The organism is Faecalicatena fissicatena (assembly GCF_016900595.1).
Taxonomy (GTDB): Bacteria; Bacillota; Clostridia; order Lachnospirales; family Lachnospiraceae; genus Claveliimonas; species Claveliimonas intestinigallinarum.
The window spans coordinates 14,883-37,746 of record NZ_JACLYY010000019.1 but is presented as its reverse complement, the minus strand read 5'-3'; the positions used below and the strand labels follow the sequence as shown (position 1 = coordinate 37,746).

The following is a 22,864-nucleotide window of genomic DNA, read 5'->3' as shown; positions in this document are numbered from 1 at the left end:
AATTCACTCCAACTGCAACTTTTTTTCTACTCTCAGTTGATTTTTTTTAATTTTCCACAGATAAAAAAACTTATACCTCTGTTTTCACATCATTTTTTACAAATTTTCTTAATTTTTTTGCAAATTATTATGGAAAGCGCCGCCCAAGAATTATATAATATTGTATATCACAGTAAAGGAGGAGGGCGCATATTATGAAACAGAACAATATGTTAGCCATGATTTTAGCCGGCGGCCGTGGTTCAAGGCTGCACGAGCTGACCAATAAGGTTGCCAAGCCTGCCGTTTCATATGGCGGTAAATACAAGATCATCGATTTCCCCATCAGCAATTGTGCCAACAGCGGCATTGATGTAGTCGGAGTCCTCACACAGTATGAGTCCATTCAGCTGAACAGCTATGTGGCAGCGGGACGCCGCTGGGGACTGGACGCGCGGGACAGCGGTGTGTACGTACTCCCGCCCCGTGAGAAAGCGGACGTGGATCTGAACGTCTACAGGGGAACCGCAGACGCCATCTCACAGAATATTGATTTTATAGACTCCTACTCCCCGGAGTACCTTCTCATCCTCTCCGGCGACCACATCTACAAGATGAACTACGCAAAGATGCTGGCCTACCACAAGGAGCATGACGCAGATGCCACCATCGCCGTCATCGAGGTTCCCATGAGAGAGGCGAGCCGCTTCGGCATCATGAACACGGACGAGGAGGGCCGCATCGTGGAATTCCAGGAGAAGCCGGCCGAGCCCAAGAGCAATCTGGCTTCCATGGGCATCTACATCTTCAACTGGAAGCTGCTCCGCAAGATGCTGACGGCCGACATGAAAGATCCGGACTCCAGCCATGACTTCGGCAAGGACATCATACCCGCCATGCTGAACGACGGCAAAAAGCTGGTGGCCTACAAGTTCAAGGGCTACTGGAAGGATGTGGGGACCATCGACTCCCTGTGGGAGGCAAACATGGACCTGCTGGACAAGAACAATGAGCTGGACCTGAATGACTCCACCTGGAAGATATACACGGAGGACGCAGTGGCGCTCCCACAGTACATAGGTCCTGATGCCGAGATCGACAGAGCCTTCATCACGCAGGGCTGTGTCATCGAGGGTTCCGTCAAGAACTCCGTTCTGTTTACCGGGGCAAGAGTGGGCGCAGGCGCGAAGATCATCGACAGCGTGCTCATGCCGGGCGCGGAGGTTGCGGAAGGTGCTGTTGTCCAGCGCGCTCTCGTAGCTGACAACGTAAAGATTGGAAAAGAGGCACAGGTCGGCAGCGCTGACAGTGAGCATATCGAGCTGGTCTCCAAACGCGTAAAGGGGGTTGAGTAATATGGCGAAAGCATTAGGTATTGTAAACTTTTCCGGAAACCACATCTGGGTAGAGGGGATGCAGGCTTACCGCCCTATCGGCGCCTTCTCCTTCCTGGGACGGTACCGCGTCATCGATTTCCCGATCTCAAATATGAGCAACAGCGGCATTGACCAGATCCAGGTATATATCCGCAGAAAACCCCGTTCTCTGGCAGAGCACCTGGGAACCGGGCGTCACTATAACATTAACTCCAAGCGCGGAAGACTCCACATCATGTTCTCGGAGACAGGTCTGGAGCACGATATCTACAACAACGATATCGCCGCCTTCCAGGAAAATATGGAGTGCATCCGCAATGTAAACTGCGATTATGTGGTCATTGCACCCAGCTACATGATCTACTCACAGGATTTCAGCGAGCTGCTCCAGACCCACATCGACTCCGAGGCGGACATCACTCTCCTCTATCACTCCACAGACGACGCAAAGGAGCACTTCCTGAACTGCAACACAGTCAATCTGAACAAGCAGAAGGGCGTCCTGTCTCTGGAGATGAACCGGGGCACCGCAAAGAACCGTCACATCTTCATGGACACATATGTGATGTCAAAGGAGCTCTTCATCGACCTGGTGAGCAAGGCTCACAAGACCTCCTCCATGTACAGCCTGGCGGATATCGTGAACGTGGCCTGCGAGGAGCTGGATGTGCGGGGCGTCTCCCACCGGGGATACTTTGCCTCCATCACCGACTTCAAGAGCTATTATGACGCGAACATCTCCCTCATTGACTTCAAGATGGCTCTCAGCCTCTTCGAGGATGAGTGGCCCATCTACACGAGGACCAATGACTCCTGTCCGACCCAGTATTTCGAGGGCTCCAATGTAAAGAACTCTATCGTGTCAAACGGATGCCTCATCGAGGGGACCATCGAGAACTCTGTCATTGGCCGCGGATGCGTCATCAAGAAGGGGGCTGTCGTGAAAAACTGCGTGATCCTTCCCCATGTCATCGTGGACACGGATGTCCACCTGGAGAACATTGTGGCGGACAAGCACGCAAAAATTACTCACGTGAAAGAGGTTGTGGCTGACCCCAATGAACCGGGATACATCAGAAGAAACGATATCATTTAAAAAGGCATAAAAAAGAAGCCCGTCATCTGTCGGGCTTCTTTTTTTCATATCCTGTATCCGCTCTACCCCAGCATCATCCTGTCGTTGTCCAGCTCTCCGCCGCTGACCTCCTCGAATTTCTTCAGCAGGTCAGACACATGGAGCTGCCGCTTCTCCTCGCCGGACACATCGTAGATGACGCGTCCCTCGTGCATCATGATGAGGCGGTTGCCATGGGCGATGGCGTCCTTCATGTTGTGGGTGACCATCATGGCTGTGAGCTGGTTCTCCTCGATAATCTTGTCGGAAATCTCCAGCACCTTCTTCGCCGTCTTCGGGTCCAGGGCCGCCGTGTGCTCGTCCAGGAGCAAAAGCTTGGGCTTCTTGATGGCCGCCATGAGAAGGGTCACGGCCTGCCTCTGCCCGCCGGACAAAAGCCCCACCTTGGTGGAGATGCGCTCCTCCAGCCCCAGTCCCAGAGCCGCCAGCTTTTTCTTGAACTCTTCTCTCTCTTTTCTGGAAATCCCCCATCTGAGTCCTCTTCTGTGTCCTCTCCTGGCAGCGATGGCCATGTTCTCCTCAATGGACATGGTGGAGGCGGTGCCGGTCATGGGATCCTGGAACACCCGCCCCAGATAGACGGCTCTCTTGTGCTCCGGCAGCCGGGTAATGTCCACTCCGTCTATGATGATATTCCCCTCGTCCACCAGCCAGCTTCCGGCTATGGCGTTCAGTGTCGTCGATTTCCCGGCTCCGTTCCCACCGATGATGGTGACAAAATCTCCCGGGTTCAGGTTCAGGTCCACTCCGTCGAGGGCTTTCTTTTCGTTGATCGTCCCCTTGTTGAATGTCTTGTGGATGTTTTTTATCTCAAGCATGTATCCCATTTCCTAGGCCCTCCTTCTCACTGCCCAGCGGCCTTTTAAGTAGGGCACAGCCAGGAACACCGCAACAACAAGTGCGGAGAACAGTTTCATATAGTCTGAAGGCATCTTCAGCCAGAGTACCAGCGCGTACGCCACGTAGTAGAGGATGGCTCCCACGAACACCGCAGCCAGCGTGTAGGCAAAGGCAATCTTTTTGCCCGCACAGAGCCTGCCAAATATCACTTCGCTGATGATCACGGCTGCCAGCCCGATGACGATGGCTCCACGCCCCATATTTACATCTGCCGCTCCCTGATACTGGGCCAGGATGCCTCCGCACAGGCCCACCAGGCCGTTGGATATGGTCAGAGCCAGCACCTTTGTATAGTTGGTGTTGATGCCCTGGGCCCGGGCCATCTGCGGATTGCAGCCCGTGGCCCTGATGGCAGCGCCCATCTCGGTCCCGAAAAACCAGTAGACGATGGCCACCAGGATCAGACATCCCAGGATCAGCTTCAGGAAGAAAAAGACTCTGTCATCTCCTGTCACATATCTGGAGGAGGCCACCAGCCCCTGCTGGGTCAGACTGATACCCTGGTTGGATTTCCCCATGATCCCCAGATTCACGGAATACAGGGATACCTGGGTCAGGATACTGGCCAGGATCCCCGGTATGCCAAGGCCCGTGTGGAGAAGGCCCGTGACCATCCCCGCCGCCATGCCTGCCAGCAGTGCAAACACGAGGGAGAGCGCCGGGCTCATCCCTCCCTGGATCAGCATGACCGCCGTCGCCGCTCCTGTAGCTAAAGACCCGTCCACTGTAAGGTCCGGGAAATCAAGGATGCGGTAGGTTATATAAACTCCCAGTGCCATAATGCCCCATATGATCCCCTGTGCCGCTGTTCCCGGCATTGCCCGCAGCAGCGCCAGGGGCTCCAGGGAAAGAAAATATTCTGCTATCATTTTTCTGCCTCTGCCTTTCTTCTCTTATTCTGCCGCAGATGCGGACTCAATGGGCTCGTATCCTTCCGGGACCGTGATGCCCAGCTCCTCGCATATCTCCGGATTGTACATCCTGGTCGGCTCCGGTGCTGTCTGCACTTCCATGGACGTGATGTCCTCGCCGTTTGCAAGGATGTCATAGGCCATCTCGCCTGTGGTGTACCCCAGCTCATAGTAGCTGATGCACAGAGTGGCTATCCCCGCCACGCTGCATGTGCCCTGCTCGCTGGCCACTACCGGGACTTTTGCCGGCCGGCAGATATTGTCGATGATGCCCGGGTTGGCTGCCATGGTGTTGTCTGTCGGGATGTAGATGGCGTCCACCTCCTGGACCGCGCTGGTCACAACAGACTGGATCTCATTGGAGTCCGCCGCCGTGTACTCCTTGTAGTCCACGCCGTCCTCCTCCAGCTCCTTCTCAAACATCTCCGCCTGGTACTTGGAGTTGGACTCCGCGGAGCAGTAGAGGATGCCAACGGTCTTTACATCCGGCAGGAGCTCCATCATCACGTCCTCCTGCTCAGAGATGGGGGCCAGGTCGCTGGTACCTGAAATATTTACCCCTGTGGTCCCTGTCCAGTCATCTATGCCAAGGGCGCTGCCGTAGTCTGTCACAGAGGTTCCAAGAATAGGAATGTCCGCTGTGGCCTGGGCCGCTGTCTGGAGAGGCAGGGTGGCATTGGCCAGGATCAGGTCCACGTCAGAAGAAACAAAATTATTCATGATGGTGGAGCACATGGTCTGCTCCCCCTGCGCGTTCTGCACATCAAACTCTACATTGTCCTCACCGAACAGTTCCTTACATGCATCCTGGAAGCCTGCCGTCGCGTCATCCAGAGATGGATGCTCCATCTGCTGACAGATGCCGATCACATATTTTCCCGGATCATCACCGCTCCCGCTTCCGTCTGACGATGACTCGCTCCCACAGGCCGCAAGACCGGCAGTCATTGTCATCACCATCAGGATTGCCGCTGCTTTTTTCAACTTCATCTCTTATTCCTCCCTGTTGCTTTTATACTTTAAAAATTTCTCACTTCACTGCGCGAAAGTCGTCTACGAAAGGTAGTATACAACGACAAAAAAAAGAAGTCAATCTATTTTTACAAAATAGACTGACCTCCTGCGAAATTTTTATTCCTTCTTATTTTTATTCTTTTTAGTCCTCCATGTAATCGTAGTACTCTTCCTCGCTTGCGAACAGCATGTACCTGCCCTCCACATATCCCATATAGCCTTTGTCTGTATTGTAACCCTTCATAAAAGAACAGCTCCCTTCTACAACCAAGTTTTCTTATCTTTAAACTCAGTGTAATCCGAAAGCTGTCCTATAAAAATGCCACCTCACACTCCGTACTGTTCCGTGAGCCGGCGTATCTCCCGGTGTACCTGCTCCACCACAGGCTCAGGTCCCAGGATCTTCACCTCGTCTCCCAGGGAGAAGACCCAGCTGATGAACTGGCCGCTCACTGCCACGTCCACATGTACCGTGAAATGCTCTTCATCCGCCGGTATCATCATGATATCCTTCCCGAACCGGTCAATGATCACTCCGGCCAGGTGGTTGTGCACCAGCAGCTTTACCTGCTCCTCCCGGCCGCCGAACATGCCGAAGCTCTTCTTCGTATAGGCCGCCATGTCCAGCCCCCTGAAGCGCTCCCGCCCCTCTCTCTCCTCGTCGGACATGCGGATGCGCAGCATCTTGTCCACCCGGTAGTGCTTGATCATGTCCGCTTCCGAGTCATATCCTACCAGGTAGTAGTTCTCATTGTCCCAGGCAAGTCCCCAGGGGCTTATCTTATAAACGGCGCCGCCGTGGCGCAGCTCCATCTCCTTTTTTGCATTCCACTGAAAATACTGGAAGAGGATCTTCCTGTTTCTGGCAATGGCGCTGTAGATAGCGTCCACCGTGTAGTAGATGCTCTCGTTCATGGTCTTGATGCGGCCGGACACGTAGACCTGACGCTGCAGCTCCCTGGCCTCGTACTCGCTGACCAGGCTCTCCAGCTTCCGGATGAGCTCGTTGGATTTCTTTGCCGTGATGAACCGGGAGGACTGGATGGCGTCCACCAGCAGCTTCAGCTCCGGCATCTCGAACTGCCGGCCCACCACGTGGTAGCGGTAGGATCTGCCCCAGGGTTCCCCCTCCACCTCGATCTCCAGATGCTCCAGGTCCTTCAGGTCCGTGTAGATGCTCTTCCGGTCCGCCGTCACCTCATAGGAGCGCAGCGCTTCCAGGATTTCGAGCATGGTCAGGTAGTGGTCGTCGTCCGTCTTCTCCAGCATGATCTTTGCGAGATAGTAAAGCTTCAGTTTCTGGTTCTGTCCTCTGGGCATATGAAAAAGGCTCCCTTCCTGTTTGTTTTTCAAGTATAACACGCAGGAAGAGGCGCCTTCAACTTATATATTATATAGTATTTCTTCCCATCAGTTCAGAGCGTCATCTCTCAGGCATCCGCTCAGGTCACTTCCAGCCAGCCTCCTCACCCCCAGCCAGTAAGCCAGGGCTACAGCAAGGACGATACATGCCCCGTAGACCGACACTGGCACAAGCGGCGCCTCCTCAAGAAAGACAGAAAACTCCAGGTGGCTGGCGCTGGTCATAAAGACAGTTACAGGCACTGTGATGCCTAGTCCCAGCAAAATGGGCCGCCCGGCAATGACCGCCGCTTCAATGCAGAAGATTTTTCTCATCTCCCCGCCGTCCATCCCCACAGCCAGATACCGGGCAAATTCTCTTTTTCTCTGCCGCAGAAAGCCGAATGTATTTGTGAAAATGCCTGCAAGACCGATAACTCCCAGAAGCACACAGAAAGCTCCGCCTATCATCTGCGCCCCCTGGAGCATCTGGTCATTGGTCAGCCTCTCCTGGATCCGGTTCTCGCTCTCCACCTCCAGGGAAGGGGTCAGCAGCTCTGTCACTTGTTTTTCTATCTCATCCAGAGCTTGCAGATCCGCCCCCTCCGGCCCCAGTATGCGTATAAAGGTATCTCTGTCTTTGTCCAGCGCCTGCCCGGGAAGCGTTTTCCACAAAGAGAGGGGCATAAACTGCACCAGGGCATAATCTTCATACTCCTCCCTGAGGAGCGGCGCTTCCTCTGTGTAGGAAAGGACCGGTATATCCAGCGTGGCTCCGTCCTCCCCGCCCATGGCAAGCGTTTCTTTTTCTTCATTTACAAAGGGAATATACGCCCGCTCCCGGAAACTGCTGCTGGTGCTGTCCCAGATCCGGTTCAGCACAACCGTTCCCCAGACGCCCGGCTCCGCTCCGATCTGCTGGCAGTATTCCAGAAAGCTTGCATCGTCCATGACCACCACCTGGGAGGGGATCTGCCCGGCACCTTCTGTCCCGGCAAGAACCTTGTATCCACCGGCCTCCACCAGCCTGTCACTGAACCAGTCCTCCCCCGGCAGCACCGTACCGTCCGCCTTCTGATAGGAAATGCTGCCTCGGACTCCCGGAATTTCCCTGACCTGCTCCGACAGGGAAAAATCTGCCAGATCCGTGTCTTTCACTGTCACCATCACATCCCAGGCGTCCTGGTACCTTTCAAAATAGGTGTATCTGGTACTGATCCCGGAGAGGGTAAAAAAGCACAGCATAGCCGTAAATCCGAGGAAAGACAGGGTAAGAGACAGATTGGAGATGCGCAGGGCTTTCTTCTGCATCTTCAGGGCATTCCCCGCCAGCTCTCCCTCGATCCCGAACAGACTTCCCAGGATCCTCTGGCGGCTTTTTTTCTTCAGTTGCAGCCCCGTCGGCTCACGCAGCGCCTGGAGGGGCGTCATCCTGGAAAGTTTCCGCGCCGGCGCCCAGGCAGAACAGAGTACCGTCAGCACGGCAGATATGGCTGTAACCAGCAATACAGCGGGGTGGTACTGGAAAACAGCCTCGTGCCTGCCCGGCACATCTGCCGCAAATCTGTTGACAGCCTCCAGAATACCGGCACAGCCCGCAGTTCCAAGCAGGATCCCTGCGAGTACAGGCAGCGCGCAGAGGGCGGCCGCCTCCTGCACAAGGCACAGCCGGATCTGTCCCGGTGTGGCTCCAATGCTGGAGAAGATGCCGAACTGGCGCACCCTGGCCTGCATGGAGATCTCAAAGGCCGTGCGGATCACCAGAACAAGAGACACACACAGGACCAGCAGCACCGCAGCAAAGAAAGGCAGAAGCAGAGGCGGCTCGCTGTCCCGGGGATCTGTGATAAAATACCTGGACAGAAGTGTCTCGTGCCAGGATACATCCGCCATATCAATCCCCAGCTTCCCGCAGATCAGAGCAGTCTCCTTGTATACGTCCCCCATATCCTCAAAGCGCAGCTCCACCACAGTCTTGTCTTCCGAAAGTCCTTCATTTATCTCAGCCCGGTCAACCCCGGAAAATCCCCGGATCAGCTCCAGATCCTCCCGGTCAAAGGATCCCTCGATGCGCACATGCCAGTCCCCCTCTTCCAGAAGGATCCTCTCCACATCATAGGCCCAGAAATTATAAAAGAGACTGCAGAGCAGGGACAGAAAAAAAGCGGCCAGCAGGGCCGCCGCCATGACAGAGACCCCGGCTGATCTGTTCTGCTTCAGATATCCTTTTGAATACTCCTTCCACATGGTTCTCACCTTACCTTTCTGTCACTGACGATCCGCCCGTCTTCCAGTGTGATGATGCGCTCCGCCTCAAGGGCCAGCTTTTCATCATGGGTAACAAGAAGAATAGTCTGGTGAAAGTTTCTGTGAAAGAGATGGAAAAGATCCATGATCTCCCTGGCATTTCTCCGGTCCAGATTTCCCGTAGGCTCGTCGGCAAGAAGGAGCAGCGGCCTGGCCATGAGAGCTCTCCCGATGGCCGCTCTCTGCTGCTGCCCGCCGGAGAGCTGCCAGGGCAGCGCTTTCAGCTTTTCCTCAAGCCCCAGCATCTCCACGATCTGACGGAAATACGCGGGATCCGGCTTTCTTTTGTCAAGAAGAAGGGGCATCTGTATATTTCTTTCTACTGTCATGGAAGGGATCAGATTATAGAACTGATAGATAAGCCCTGCTTTCCTTCTCCGGTACAGGGCTGTTTCCCTGGGAGAAAGCCTGCCAATGTCCGTTCCGCCCACAAGGACTTCTCCCTCCGTGGCTTTATCCACACTCCCCAGAATGTGAAGGAGCGTGGATTTGCCAGAGCCCGACGCGCCTGCCACTGCCAGGAACTCCCCGCTCTCCACGGTCAGATCAATGCCCCGCAGGGCTTCCACCTGAGCCTCTCCCTCTCCGTATACCTTTTTTACTCCGACACATTTTACAATCTCCATAGCCGCCTCCCTGTTTTTTCTGTCTGATGGTCCATCGCCATTTTTCTTTATCATACCAGAACAAAGTGACATTCCGGTGACAGCATTTTATGGAAAAAGTTATCTAACGATGGTACAGCCGGATCTCAAAGCAGGCTCCCCCGCCGGGCCTGTTGTATGCCTCCAGGGCTCCGTTCTGTGCTTCCAGGATCTCCTTTGCCAGGTAAAGACCGATGCCGATGCCATCCCTCCCGGCCTCTTCTCCCCTGTAAAACCGTTCAAACAGGTGGGGCAGATCTTTCCCGGAAAATCCTTTTCCCTCATCCCATATACGGATCCGGACATAGAGAGGATTGTCCTCCCAGTCACAGTGCACAGCGCCCCCTTCCGGGCTGTGTTCCAGGCAGTTCTTCATCAGATTCATAACCGCCTCCACAGTCCAGTCCGGATCCAGCCAGGCGCAGACCAACGGCCGCTCCGGCACATGGACAGCCACCTTTTTCCTCAGGCTCAGATCCTCCAGATTTTCCGCCGCCATTTCAAGGACAGTGAACACATCCACCTCTTTTTTCTGAAACTCCAGCGCCCCTGCATCCATGCGGGACATCAGAAGCAGCGCCTCCTCCAGACGGGTGAGACGGTCAAGCTGCCTCTCCACGGAGGCCAGATACTCCAGCGTGTTCTTCTCTTTCATCCTCTGTATGCACAGAGAGATAGCCGTTACCGGCGTCTTCATCTGATGAGCTATATTTGCCAGGTTCGCGGCAAACATATTTTTTGTCTCCCGGGCCCTGTCCCTTGTCTGCTGCAGGGCTGTCACTGTCTTGTACATCTCATCTCTCAGCCCGGAAAATGCATCTTCCCGGCGCCGCCCCAGCAGCCCCTGCTGCCCGGTACCGGCCTGCTCCAGATACCGGATCAGCTCTTCCACCTGCCGGGCCGTCCTCCTTCTCTCCAGAAAAAAGGCAGAAAGAAACAGCAGGCACGCAGCCAGGAAGCCCGTCCCTGCCGCTGCATACATCCTGCTGTATCCCGTGTCAAAATCGCCGGCACTGTAGCCATAACCCTGCAGATACTCTGCCCCTGTCCTTTCACCGGCCTCACCTGCATTCTTCAGCGCATTTACTACAGCGCTGCCGGACTGCGGCGACTGCTGCACCACTTCCCGGCAGACCTCTCCCAGAAGGTCAAACTGCCTTCCCGCAAAATAACTGCCCATCAGTACTGTCAGCAGTGCAGCTGCTGCCAGAAAAGCGGCCATGACAGACAAAAATACGCCTGCCTTTTCTTTTTTTACCCGCATCCTGTTCCTCCCTTATCCACTCACATTTCCATCCTGTATCCAAAGCTGCGGACTGTCCTGAAACATGCCGGGTGTCCCAGCTTTTCCCGCAAACGTTTCACAGCCACAGTCAGCGTATTGTCATTAACATAGCTGCCGTTACTGTCCCAGACCTGCTCCAGCAGGCTCTGTCTTGTAACTGTCCTTCCTATATTCTCCATCAGGAGCAGAAGGATCTGGTATTCTGTCTGACTGACAGGTACCTTTCTGCCGCCGCTCCAGACTTCCATCCGGCTTCTGTCCAGCCGGATCTCTCCGCAGACAAGGATTTGGCCCGGGCTGCCTCCTGTTCTTCTTAACAGCGCCAGTATACGGGAATAGAGGACTTCCAGCTCAAACGGTTTGGTCATATAATCATCGGCGCCGCCTCCCAGTCCGTTCACAATATCCCGTGTATCACCGCGGACCGTAAGAAAGATAACAGGAAGTTCCCGCCATCTGGCCCGTATCCAGCGGCACAGCTCCATCCCGCTGCCGCCCGGTATGTTCCAGTCCAGAATAAGCAGGTCCGGGATCTTCTCCGCCTCAAAAGCCTCTCTGACTGCCTCTGGCCTGTCGTACACCATTACCTGGCAGTCTCTCTCTTCCAGATATTCTTTTACCATGCAGGCTATCTGCCCATCATCTTCCACATACCAGATTTTTGTCATCGCTCTCCTCCGGTCTTTTCACGCTTCCCGGCCCTTCCGCCTGCCGCATATGCATGTACGGCAAGGCCGATCGCCGTTCCAAGAAGTGCGGGGCACACCCAGCCAAACCCCTGCCCGGAGAGGGGCAGGAGCTCCAGGGCAGAGGCAGTCAGACCGTCCAGATGGAGCAGCGCCCTTGTCCCCTCCGGGAGCGCTCCCAGACCGTCAAACAGGGCGGCCGCGCCCGTAAGGCCCAGCGCCCACCTAAGGACCACCGGGTCGTTTCCAAACCATCTGCCCGTCAGAGTCAGCAGGACCAGCACGATGGCAAGGGGATAGAGGAACATCAGGACCGGAAGGGAGTAGGCAATAATGGCATCCAGCCCCAGGTTGGCTACCAGGAAGGAGCCCACGCAGAAGACTACCGCCCAGACGTGATAGGAGGGCCCTCCCGGAAACATCTCCGCAAAGGTTTCGCCACAGCTCGTGATAAGCCCCACTGCCGTCTTCAGGCAGGCCACCGTGACGATCACCGCCAGGATAAAGGCGCCGCCGCCGCCAAAGTAGCTGTCCGCGATCTGGGCCAGGGCTTCTCCGCCGTTGCTGCTCACCTCCAGCTCTCCTGTGCTCTGCGTCCCCATGACAGAGACAAGGAGGTAGATGACCGCCATGAGGATGGAGCTGAAAACGCCTGCTTTCACCGTGCTTTTGGCCACCTCTTCCGGCTCTGTCACTCCCAGTCCTCTGATGACATCGATGACCACGATGCCAAAGGCAAGCCCCGCCAGAGCATCCATGGTATTGTAGCCCTCCAGCAGCCCTGTGGAAAAGGCAGCCTCCACATATTTCCCGGACGGGGCCGCCTCCCCGACGCTTCCCATAGGCGCTGTCAGTGCCCGCACCACAAGGACGGCAAGAAACGCAAGAAAGAGAGGGTTCAGCACCTTTCCGATCCATGTCATGATCTGCCCCGGCCTGAGGGCAAAAAACAGGACCGCCGCAAAGAAAATAAAGGAAAACGCTGCCTGAAAAAGGAAGCTCCCCTCCCCCGCAAGTATGCCTTCCATCCCCACAGTATAGGAGACACTGGCGCATCTGGGTATGGCAAAAAATGGCCCTATCGTCAGGTAGAGCGCACAGGTGAAGAACATACCGTATCCTCTTCCCACCCGGCTCCCCAGCCCCAGAAGTCCTGTTTCCCGGCTGATGCCCAGGGCGGCCACACCCAGAAGGGGCAGGCCCACACCGGTAATGAGAAAGCCTGCCGCGGCCTGCCAGATATGGCTGCCCGCCATCTGCCCCATGGACACGGGAAAGATCAGATTCCCCGCCCCGAAAAACATGCCAAACAGCATGCTGGCTACAAATATGGTCTCTCTGAAAGTCAGTTTTTTTGTCATTTCCACGCATCTCCTGTTTTTCATCATTGTCTTTACTATAGCACACTTTCCGGCAGGAAGGAACTGCCGGGAGTGATCGACAAAACTGGTGATCATAGGCAAGAACAGGGAGGCTTGAAAAATCAAACCTCCCTGTTATGTTCTCTCAATTGTCTCTTCTACGTCCTCATCGCCCCGTCCACAGATAAGATCTCTCCTGTCACATAGGAGGCCATATCGCTGGCCAGGAAAAGGAAAGCATTGGCAATGTCTTCCGGCTCGCCTACCCGGCGGAGCGGGATGGCGTTGATCAGAGGATCTATCATCTCCTTGGGGAGCGCCGCCACCATGTCTGTCTTTGTAATACCCGGCGCCACAGCGTTGACCCGGATGCGGCTTGGGCCAAGCTCCCTTGCCAGGGACCAGGTAAGTCCGTTCACGGCAGATTTGCTTGTGGGGTAAGCCACGCCCGAGGGCTGTCCACAGATGCTGACCATGGAGCTCGTATTCAGGATGCATCCGCCTCCCTGCTCTTTCATAATTTTCACTGTGGGCATGATGCAGTTCATCATGGCGCTTACATTTAACTGCATCACTTTTGCAAACTGCTGTGCCGTGTAGTTGTCAATAGGTGTGCTGTCCGACATGCCGGCGTTGTTTACCAGGATATCGATCTTTCCCAATGTCTCTTTGACCTTTCCGACCTCCCCGGCCACCGCCTCGGCATCTGCCAGATCCGGCCAGGCGCCGTACACTTCCCATGCCGGGTTTTCCGCTTTCAGAGATGCCAGGGCTTTGTCAACGGTCTCCTGGCGGGAACCGAACAGCACGACCGCCGCCCCGTTCTCCAGAAATTTTTTCACCGTCGCGTAGCCGATGCCGCGGGTGCCGCCTGTCACAACTGCCACTTTATTTTTTAGCATTTTCATTCCTCCTTTGCACAATTTTCTGTTTTTTTATATTTTTATCTGTTAATTTTATTTTATACCGGCTGATCCCTGTTTACAAGGAACGTTTAATATTAGTCAATCTACAGCTCTTTCCTAACAATTCAGATTGGACTATACTATGAGATACAGAAACACAACGGAAAGGAAATGATGACAGATGATAGACAAGATGAAGATCCGGGGCGCCCGGGTCCACAATCTGAAAAATATAGACGTAGATATCCCTCTGAACAAGATCGTGGGGATCGCCGGCGTGTCCGGCTCCGGCAAATCCTCCCTGGCCCTGGGTGTCCTCTACGCGGAAGGATCCAGGCGGTATCTGGACGCCCTCTCCACCTACACAAGGCGCAGGATGACCCAGGCGGCCAAAGCCGATGTGGATGATGTGCTCTACGTGCCGGCAGCTCTGGCCCTCCACCAGCGCCCGGCTGTCCCCGGCATCCGCAGCACCTTCGGGACCGGCAGCGAGCTTCTGAACAGCCTCCGGCTCATGTTCTCCAGGCTGGCCAGCCACCGCTGTCCGTCCTGCGGCTGCTACCACCCGCCCACCCTGAAGGTGGCCGCCGAGCAGGCGCTGGTCTGCCCGGACTGCGGCGCCTCCTTCTACGCTCCCTCGGCGGAAGAACTGGCTTTCAACAGCCAGGGAGCCTGCCCTTCCTGTGACGGGACCGGAACCGTCCGGACAGTGGACCGCTCCACCCTTGTACCGGACGAAACCCTCACCATCGACCAGGGCGCCGTGGCTCCCTGGAACTCCCTTATGTGGTCGCTTATGACCGACGTCTGCCGGGAGATGGGAGTGCGCACGGACGTGCCCTTCTGCCAGCTGACAGACAGGGAGAAGGACATTGTCTACAACGGGCCCGCCGAGAAAAAACATATCCTCTACAAGGCCAAAAGCTCCAACCAGGCGGCGGAACTTGATTTTACTTATTTTAATGCCGTGTATACTGTGGAGAACGCCCTTTCCAAAGTAAAAGACGAAAAAGGCATGAAGCGGGTGGAAAAATTCTTAAAGGAGGAGGTCTGCCCGGACTGCGGCGGGACCCGACTCTCCCAAAAAGCAAGAGCGCCCCGGCTGCGGGGCTGCTCCCTGGATGAGGTGTGCCGGATGCCACTTGTGGATCTGGCTGACTGGGTGTCCGGCGTACCTGCCTCCCTGCCGGAGGAAATGCGCCCCATGGCGGAGAGTATCTGCGAGTCCTTCCACACCCCGGCCCGGCGGCTCATGGACCTGGGCCTTGGCTACCTGTCCCTGGACCGCGCTTCCTCCACCCTCTCCACCGGGGAGCGCCAGCGGATGCAGCTGGCACGGGCTGTCCGCAACCGCACCACCGGGGTGCTCTACGTGCTGGACGAGCCCTCCATCGGACTGCATCCCGCCAACATCGAAGGGCTGAAAGGAGTCATGCACGACCTCATAGCAGACGGCAATTCCGTCGTACTGGTGGACCACGATACACAGATCCTGTCAGAGGCCGACTGGATCGTGGAGATGGGGCCGGAGGCCGGCCTGAAGGGCGGCCATGTCATCGCCCAGGGCAGTATTCCCCAGATCATGGCAGATTCCCATTCCATGATCGGCCCCTTCCTGGCCGGCAGGGCAGACGGCTTCCGGCGGGAGCAGGCTCCGGCCTCTGACATGTTCTCCCACGGCCGCATCCACCTCTCCACCGGTCCCATCCACACCGTAAAGCCGCTGGAGGCAGACATCCCAAAAGGACGGCTCACTGCTGTCACCGGCGTATCCGGCTCCGGCAAGACCACCCTCATCCTGGAGAGCCTGATCCCCGCCCTGGAGGCACAGATCAAGGGCAGAAAACTGCCGGAACACGTGCGTTCCCTGGAGGCGGATGGGATCGGACAGGTAAAACTCATCGACGCCACCCCCATCGGCATCAACATCCGCTCCACCGTAGCCACCTACGCCAATGTCCACGATGAGCTGCGGAAGACATTTGCCAGGACACCGGATGCCAAAGAAGCCGGCTACAAGGCGGGGGACTTTTCGTACAACACAGGAAAGCTGCGCTGTCCGGTCTGCGACGGCACCGGCGTCATCAGCCTGGACGTGCAGTTCCTGCCGGATGTGGAAGTCACCTGCCCCGGATGCCGGGGCTCCCGGTACAGCAAGGACGCCGGCAGGATCAGGTATACTAATAAAGAAGGACAGTCCTTCTCTCTGCCGGAGCTGATGGCCATGGATGTGAACACCGCGCTGGATGCCTGCCGGCATCTGAAAAACGTCAGTCAGCGTCTGCAGATCTTAAAAGACCTGGGGCTTGGCTACCTGACTCTGGGCGAGGAGACCCCGGGGCTCTCCGGCGGAGAGGCCCAGCGGCTGAAACTGGCCAGCGAGATGGGCCGCCCCCAGGGGGATGCGGTCTTTGTCTTTGACGAGCCCACCATCGGCCTCCACCCTCTGGACGTGCAGACGCTCCTCCATGTCTTCCAGACGCTCATTAGCCAGGGCGCCACTGTCATCGTCATTGAGCACGACCTGGACGTGATCCGCAGCGCAGACTACGTCATCGACATGGGCCCCGGCGGCGGGGAGAGCGGCGGGCGGATCGTGGCAGCCGGAACGCCGGAGGAAATCAAGACAAATGCGCAGAGCGTGACAGGGAGATATCTGTAGACAGACGAAAGGAGGGCACCCCGCCGGGCAGCCCCCTTATGTTTTTCCATTGTTTTATCCTTTCACCGCGCCTGCTGCCACACCTTTGATAATGTGCTTCTGGCAGGACAGGTAGAAGATGATCACCGGGATGACCGCCAGGATCAGCGCCGCCATGATGGCGCCCATGTCCACCCGGCCGTAGCTTCCCTTCATATACTGGATCGCAATAGATATGGTCTTGTATTTATTCAGGTCCAGTACAAGGTAAGGCAGGAGGAAGTCATTCCAGATCCACATGGTTTCCAGTATCCCCACGGAGATGTATGTCGGCTTCATAATGGGAAGCACCACAGAAAAGAAAGTTCTAAGAGGCGTGCAGCCGTCGATAAGAGCCGCTTCCTCGATCTCCAGCGGGATGGATTTTACAAAACCGCAGAACATAAAGACTGCCAGTCCCGCTCCGAATCCCAGATAAATGATGATAATTCCCCAGGGTGTGTTGAGCCTGGTACGGTCCGCCACCAGAGACAGGGTGAACATCACCATCTGGAAGGGAACTACCATGGAGAACACGCAGAGCAGGTACAGGGCCTTAGTAAATTTTGTCTTTACCCTTGTGATATACCAGGCGCACATGGATGTGCACACAAGGATCACCAGCACGGAGCCAACGGTAATAAATACCGTCCAGCCCACGGCGCTGAGCAGCTCGTACTTGTCGATGGCTGTCAGATAATTCTCAAGGCCGTTCCATGTCTTTTCCGTCGGCAGCGTAAAAGGTTCTTTGTTGATATATACTTTTTTCTTAAAGGAATTCATAAGCACGATCAGTATCGGGGCGATGTAGACCAGCCCCAGTATGGTGAAAGCGCCGGTCCCCAGCGTGCTTATCCTGCTTCTCTTTTTCATTTACTGCTGCACCTCCTTTGAACGGGTAGCCCTAAGCTGGAGCATGCCGATAGCCACAACGATGACGAAGAAGATCACTGCTTTGGCCTGGCCGACGCCCTCCCATCCGGTACGTCCGTAGAATGTGTTGAATATGTTCAGGGCCATCATCTCGGACATCTTGGACGGTTCTCCTGCCGTCAGCGACAGGTTCTGGTCAAAGAGCTTGAATCCGTTGGTAATAGACAGGAACATGCAGATGGTGATGGATGGCATCATCATGGGGATGGTCACTTTGAAAAGTCTCTGGATCCGCGATGCGCCGTCGATCTGGGCCGCCTCCATCACGTCTCCGGGGATGGACTGAAGCCCTGCAATGTAAATGATCATCATATAACCGATCTGCTGCCAGCTCACCAGAATGATCAGTCCCCAGAAACCGTACCACTCATTCAGCCCCAGCGCTGTGCTGTAGTGCGCCAGCACGCCGTTGAAGATGAGCTGCCAGATGTAGCCCAGCACGATGCCTCCGATCAGGTTAGGCATAAAAAAGATCGTGCGGAAAATATTGGTTCCCCGCATTTTCTGGGTCAGCGCCATGGCAAGGGCAAAGGCGATCACATTGATCACCACCAGCGATACCACGGCGAAAAGAGCGGTATACCAGAAAGAATGTCTGAACACCGTGTCCTTAAACGCCTCGATGTAATTGGATAATCCGACAAACTTCGCATCCGTGACTGTGGTAAATTTGCAGAACGAAAGCCAGATCCCCATTACGAACGGAATAATAAATCCAAGGATAAATGCGCAGAATGTGGGAAGCACAAAGATGGGCATATACCGCTTGATCGCTTTTTCCATATAAATCCTCCTCCTTCTGAAAAAGCGGCGTTCAGACTTTTTCTGCCCGCCGCTTTCCTGTTCAATTCAATATGTCTTTCAGATCTTCCGGAAAGATTACTCTGCTGATGCCGCTGTCTCTGTAGCCCATCCGTCCACAAATGCGCTTACAACTTTATCCCAGTTGGCATCTGTCTGATCTGCCGCATATGCAGTCAGCGCAGATCCTACGCCGTTTTTCCACTCTTCAGAAGGCATGGTTGAGAATACCCATGTCACAGGTGTTTTCCCATCTTCCATGTACGCGTTGGCTTCGTTTACCAGTGTATTTTCAGACTCAAGGTTGGACTCGAACGGAATGACAAATCCCATATCCTTGCACATAGCCTCCACACCTTCATCGGAAGTTACACACCAGTTCATGAAATCCAGTGTTGCCTGGATATCTTCCTCAGATGCCTTGGAGTTTACACACCAGTAGTTCTCTGTTCCTGTGCAGACGCCCTGGTTCTCCTCGCCCTCAACTCCGATGTAGATCGGCAGAATGCCAAGGTTCTCATCCCCGATATCCGCAATGTTGTTGTACTCCCATGTACCGTTCTGGTAGAAGACCGCTTCCTCTGTCACAAACTCTGCTGTAGAGTCATCGGCTGTCTTTGTGGAAATCTCTGTCGGTTCGCAGGTTGCATTATTGATGTACAGATCCCAGATCTGGCGGTAATTGTCAAGGTATGTGCCCTTGATGGCGTCTGTATTGTCAATGCCCTCATCCTTATACTCATAGTAGATCGGAAGATTTGCCAGATGTGTCTTGAATCTCCAGTCAGATGAGCTGTCCATGCCTGCTGATGTAAAAGCGGAAAATCCAAGTTCATCCTTTTTTGCCGTAATGTCTTCCACTACCTTTTTGAAGCTGTCAAAGTCTGTGATATCGTCTGCTGTGTAGCCTGCTTTCTCAAGAAGGTCCTTGTTGTAGATAATGCCGTAGTTCTCGATAACGTAGGCAATACCTGCCATCTTATCGCCGTCCATCAGCGCAAAACTGTCGTCTGTCAGCTCCCCTGCGATATCGGAGTCAGACAGATCATAGCAGTAGTCTTTCCAGCTTGCCAGTCCCACAGGTCCGTTTACCTGGAACAGGGTAGGCGCATCTGTCTTTGCCATCTCTGATTTCAGTGTCTTCTCATACTCTCCGGAAGCTGCTGTCAGAACTGTCACCTCCACGCCGGTCTCCTCTGTGTAGACTTCCGCCAGTTCCTGCCAGTACTCGTCCGCCTCAGGCTTAAAGTTGAGGTAATATACCTTTCCTTCTGCCTCACTGCCGGCGCTGTCCCCGGAATCGGAGGAGCTTCCGCATCCTGCCACCAGGCCTGCTGTCATGGCTGCAACTAATAATAATGATATTACTTTTTTCTTTTTCATATCCTTCCTCACCTTTCTGAAAACCTCTGTTTTCTTTGTTCTGGGACTATTATAACCGGCCGCTCTTCCTCCCCGTTATCAAATAAAAAACCAGGAATGCCAAAAAAAATACTTCAGCGCCGGTATCTTCTCCGGCGCCGAAGTATCACTGCTCCTCCAGAAATTCCTGGATGCTCTCGTCTTCTTTTCTTGTAAATTCCTCCGGGCTGATCTTCCCCTGGGCCAGATCCGGGAGGATGGTTCCCAGCGTCTCCTCCTGCAGGATGGAGTTCCATTTCACCTGGTAGTTGGGGACAAGGACCGGGCCGCTTTTGTAGGTCTCTATATAGTCCCGCTCTGCCTGGGTCAGGGAATCCGGACTCTGTTCAAACAGCTCCTCCCTCTGCTCCATGTTCATCTGCGTGCGCAGCTTCAGAAGCGCCGCCGCCCCCTCTTTGACTTCCTGGCTGTAGCTGGACACAATGGCCCAGCCAAATGTCTCCGGGGATGAGATCAGCCTGTTTTCCGGAAATGCCGAGAACCTTACTTTGTCCTGCCACTCTTCGGGAATCTGATCCATCATCCAGTATCCGTTGGGGATCATGGCTGCCTTCCCGGAGAAAAAATTCTCATAGGACACATCAAAATCAGCATACAGCGCATCACCTGTGGTGTACTGAAACAGCCGCTCCAGCGTCCGGGCAATGCGCAGCCCGCTTTCATTCTGGTAGGTGTCCGGGTAAAACTGCTGCATGAACTGCGCCCCTTCCTCCGTGGAGGCCGCCTCCGCCGTGGCAAAAAGCATGGGCGCCCAGGCCGTCCCCTCGGTATGAAGGGCCAGCGGAGTGATGCCGCAGCTCTCCAGCTTCTCGCAGCACTCCCAGAATTCCTCCCAGGTTTCGGGAAATTTTTCAATACCTGCCTGGGCAAACAGCTCTTCGTTCCAGAAGATCCCGGAACAGGAAAATGCCGCCGTACTGACAGGCCCCAGATAGATACTGCCGTCCTCCTCGCTGCAGGACTCCAGCACCGACGGCTCGATCATCTCCATCCACTCTTCATCTTCCTTGATATACCCGGACAGTTCCTCGATCCTGCCATCCTGGATCATCGTATAATAGAAAGCGGGAAGCATCCGGAGATCTGTAATAACTGCCGGGAGGGTATCCGTCACATTCTGCCGTTTCAGGTTCTGCCGGTACTCTTCCTCCGTCTCCATGACCCACTCCACATCCGCCTGCCACTTCCCATCATACAGTTCATTGAATGCCTGGATCACATCTTCCTCATTTCTATTGCCTGTAGAGGAGTCCACGATCAGGATGACCGGGATGGACACCTCCTCCCCGCCTGCTTTTTCCTCTGTCTGCCTTCCCGCGCAGCCTGCGGCTGCCACGGAGAAAAGCAGGGAAACCGCTGCCGCCTGTATCACTCTTCCTCTAAATCTGTATCTGTTCCTGCTCATATGCCTCCTGCCCGTCTCCCCGGGGAATTTTGATCGTACAGCTTGTTCCATCTTCTTGTGCTCTGCAGTAAAAGGCTGCCCCGTCCCCGTACTTCAGTCTGAGCCGGGTCAGAATATTTACCACGCCGTAACCGTGCCTCTTATCCGGAAAGCAGTTTTTCATCTCTCCCAGAGGCAGCTTGTTCATTCCGTTGATCTTCTGCACCATGTCCGCCTCCATGGGGGTGCCGTTGTTGTACACCTCCAGGTACAGCTCCTCTTCTTCCTTCCACACGGTGATCCGGATCTGCCCTCCCTCAAATATATCCCGGAATCCATACTTTACTGCATTTTCCACAAGCGGCTGCAGGACCAGCTTCAGAACGGTTGTGTGGGCGGCATCCACCCGGCAGTCTACCTGGTAGGAGAAAAGATCTTTGTTTCGTATCTGCTGGATCTCCATGTAACTCTTCACATTCTCCAGCTCGTCTTCCACAGTCACTATATCGTTTCCTTTGCTCAGCGACAGCCGCAGATATCTGGACAGGGCCTGGATCATCCGCATAGTCGTCTCTTCCTTGTTGATCCGCGCCAGCATATAGATCGTATCCAGTGTATTGTACAGAAAATGGGGATTGATCTGGCTGATCAGCATGTTCAGCTCCGATGTGCGCAGCTCTCTCTCCTGCTCCTTGATCTCCTCCAGCAGTCTCTGGATATTCCCGAGAAGTTCATTGTAGGAGTGACCGATCTCGTCCAGCTCTGTGTTGGTATGGAGCTCTATGGTCCGGTCAAAATTGCTGCCGTCAAATTCCGCCATGGCCGTCCGGATCTCCTGGATGGGCTTTGTAAATCTTCTGGAGAAATAAATACTCAGCACCGCGGCCGCAGCCAGCACCACAAGATAGATCCCGGCCAGCACCAGGAAAACAGGGAAAATCCCCTGGTTCAGCACCCTGTCCGGCACAAAGGAAAAGACCGCCAGCCCGCTGGCCTCATCCCGGTACGCCGACAGAACGCCTCCCGGAATACTCTCCCCCTCCAGGATCATGCCGGCAGACCCGCTCCCGGCGATACGCTCCGCTATATCCGCCTGGCGCTTCTTACCCACGCTGAATTCCTCCGGAACCGAGGAAAAACAGAGCTGCCCTTTGGCGTCGATAATTCCAACCGCCGCCTCGCTTGTCAGCTCTCCACTCGTCCCTGTGATCCCCTCCAGAAACGCATCATCCATCCTGAAGAACAGCATCCCGGGGTCGTGGGCATACTCCATGCTCCGGACATACCTTCCGATAAAAAGCGCCTCCTCCTCTGTTCCAAAAAGCGTATCTTTCGCCCAGAACCATTTTGTCCGGGCGTAGTCCGCTCCCAGATACTCCTGGAAACCGCTGTCTGTCACATCCTCAAAGGTTACATCTGAATAGGATTTACTGTATACATTCCCTTTATTATCCACATAGCAGTAATCCGCGATGTGCTCCAGCCCCACATAGGCGAAATATTTACTCAGACCAATGCGGCTGACTTCCTCCAGCCCCTTACTGCGCAGGCTCTGCTGCACATCGTCATAGAGGACGCACTCTGCCATCGCCTCGTCGCTCTGGCGGAACAGATTTTCCAGGCTGATGCCCATTCTCTCCGTCATAAACTCGTATTTTGCGATCACCGCCCGGGTCAGCCTGTTCTTCACATACAGGCCGGCCCCCAGGCTGGAGAGAAGAAGCGCAAGCCCCAGGAGCGCCGCCGTATACTTCAGATATTTTTTCTGTATGCCGGATACCTTCTCGTTTCTTTTCATAT

At 55.0% G+C, this 22,864-nt stretch carries 18 protein-coding genes; 3 read left to right on the top strand and 15 right to left on the bottom strand.

The window, feature by feature from the left end:
* The first annotated feature begins 194 nt into the window (after nucleotides 1-194).
* Nucleotides 195-1,334 (top strand): glucose-1-phosphate adenylyltransferase, encoded by a 1,140-nt coding sequence (locus H7U36_RS14480; protein WP_076779633.1) that lies wholly within the window; start codon nucleotides 195-197, stop codon nucleotides 1,332-1,334.
* A gap of 1 nt (nucleotide 1,335) precedes the next feature.
* Complete coding sequence (gene glgD, locus H7U36_RS14475; RefSeq protein ID WP_205156395.1) at nucleotides 1,336-2,451, top strand: glucose-1-phosphate adenylyltransferase subunit GlgD; 1,116 nt, start codon at nucleotides 1,336-1,338, stop codon at nucleotides 2,449-2,451.
* 62 nt (nucleotides 2,452-2,513) lie between these two features.
* Here glgD and H7U36_RS14470 read toward each other — a convergent pair whose 3' ends face one another.
* From H7U36_RS14470 to H7U36_RS14425, 10 genes are all read right to left on the bottom strand, one after another.
* Nucleotides 2,514-3,308 carry an ABC transporter ATP-binding protein gene (locus H7U36_RS14470; protein WP_173829268.1) on the bottom strand — a complete coding sequence of 265 codons (795 nt, stop codon included), beginning with the start codon at nucleotides 3,306-3,308 and terminating at the stop codon, nucleotides 2,514-2,516.
* Nucleotides 3,309-3,320: 12 nt separating this feature from the next.
* Nucleotides 3,321-4,259 carry an ABC transporter permease gene (locus tag H7U36_RS14465; RefSeq protein WP_243426787.1) on the bottom strand — a complete coding sequence of 313 codons (939 nt, stop codon included), beginning with the start codon at nucleotides 4,257-4,259 and terminating at the stop codon, nucleotides 3,321-3,323.
* 24 nt (nucleotides 4,260-4,283) lie between these two features.
* On the bottom strand, nucleotides 4,284-5,291 hold the full coding sequence (locus tag H7U36_RS14460; protein WP_076779643.1) for an ABC transporter substrate-binding protein: 1,008 nt from the start codon (nucleotides 5,289-5,291) through the stop codon (nucleotides 4,284-4,286).
* A gap of 351 nt (nucleotides 5,292-5,642) precedes the next feature.
* Nucleotides 5,643-6,635, bottom strand: a complete 993-nt coding sequence (locus H7U36_RS14455; RefSeq protein ID WP_205156394.1) for a helix-turn-helix transcriptional regulator — start codon at nucleotides 6,633-6,635, stop codon at nucleotides 5,643-5,645.
* Nucleotides 6,636-6,725: 90 nt separating this feature from the next.
* A complete protein-coding gene (locus tag H7U36_RS14450) occupies nucleotides 6,726-8,903 on the bottom strand; it encodes an ABC transporter permease (RefSeq protein ID WP_205156399.1) in 2,178 nt (725 codons plus the stop codon).
* Nucleotides 8,904-8,908: 5 nt separating this feature from the next.
* Entirely contained in the window at nucleotides 8,909-9,589 is a 681-nt protein-coding gene (locus H7U36_RS14445) for an ABC transporter ATP-binding protein (RefSeq protein WP_205156393.1), read from the bottom strand.
* 103 nt (nucleotides 9,590-9,692) lie between these two features.
* Entirely contained in the window at nucleotides 9,693-10,871 is a 1,179-nt protein-coding gene (locus H7U36_RS14440) for a sensor histidine kinase (protein WP_205156392.1), read from the bottom strand.
* A gap of 20 nt (nucleotides 10,872-10,891) precedes the next feature.
* Nucleotides 10,892-11,560, bottom strand: coding sequence for a response regulator transcription factor (locus H7U36_RS14435; protein WP_205156391.1), 669 nt, complete (start codon nucleotides 11,558-11,560; stop codon nucleotides 10,892-10,894).
* Nucleotides 11,557-12,939 (bottom strand): branched-chain amino acid transport system II carrier protein, encoded by a 1,383-nt coding sequence (gene brnQ / locus H7U36_RS14430; RefSeq protein WP_205156390.1) that lies wholly within the window; start codon nucleotides 12,937-12,939, stop codon nucleotides 11,557-11,559. The genes H7U36_RS14435 and brnQ overlap by 4 nt, the downstream gene beginning before the upstream one ends.
* 158 nt (nucleotides 12,940-13,097) lie before the next feature.
* Nucleotides 13,098-13,841 carry an SDR family NAD(P)-dependent oxidoreductase gene (locus H7U36_RS14425; RefSeq protein ID WP_205156389.1) on the bottom strand — a complete coding sequence of 248 codons (744 nt, stop codon included), beginning with the start codon at nucleotides 13,839-13,841 and terminating at the stop codon, nucleotides 13,098-13,100.
* A gap of 184 nt (nucleotides 13,842-14,025) precedes the next feature.
* On the opposite strand from H7U36_RS14425, the gene H7U36_RS14420 reads away from it, so the two are divergent.
* Nucleotides 14,026-16,506, top strand: a complete 2,481-nt coding sequence (locus tag H7U36_RS14420) for an excinuclease ABC subunit UvrA (protein ID WP_205156388.1) — start codon at nucleotides 14,026-14,028, stop codon at nucleotides 16,504-16,506.
* 54 nt (nucleotides 16,507-16,560) lie between these two features.
* On the opposite strand, the gene H7U36_RS14415 is transcribed toward H7U36_RS14420, so the two are convergent.
* The 5 genes from H7U36_RS14415 to H7U36_RS14395 all read right to left on the bottom strand — a co-directional run bounded on the left by H7U36_RS14415 (nucleotide 16,561) and on the right by H7U36_RS14395 (nucleotide 22,862).
* A complete protein-coding gene (locus tag H7U36_RS14415; protein WP_205156387.1) occupies nucleotides 16,561-17,397 on the bottom strand; it encodes a carbohydrate ABC transporter permease in 837 nt (278 codons plus the stop codon).
* Entirely contained in the window at nucleotides 17,398-18,240 is an 843-nt protein-coding gene (locus H7U36_RS14410; protein WP_033125963.1) for a carbohydrate ABC transporter permease, read from the bottom strand.
* Between the two features lie 96 nt (nucleotides 18,241-18,336).
* Nucleotides 18,337-19,641 (bottom strand): ABC transporter substrate-binding protein, encoded by a 1,305-nt coding sequence (locus tag H7U36_RS14405; RefSeq protein ID WP_205156386.1) that lies wholly within the window; start codon nucleotides 19,639-19,641, stop codon nucleotides 18,337-18,339.
* 145 nt (nucleotides 19,642-19,786) lie between these two features.
* Nucleotides 19,787-21,085, bottom strand: coding sequence for an ABC transporter substrate-binding protein (locus tag H7U36_RS14400; protein ID WP_205156385.1), 1,299 nt, complete (start codon nucleotides 21,083-21,085; stop codon nucleotides 19,787-19,789).
* Nucleotides 21,060-22,862, bottom strand: coding sequence for a sensor histidine kinase (locus H7U36_RS14395; protein ID WP_205156384.1), 1,803 nt, complete (start codon nucleotides 22,860-22,862; stop codon nucleotides 21,060-21,062). The genes H7U36_RS14400 and H7U36_RS14395 overlap by 26 nt, the downstream gene beginning before the upstream one ends.
* Nucleotides 22,863-22,864: the final 2 nt, after the last annotated feature.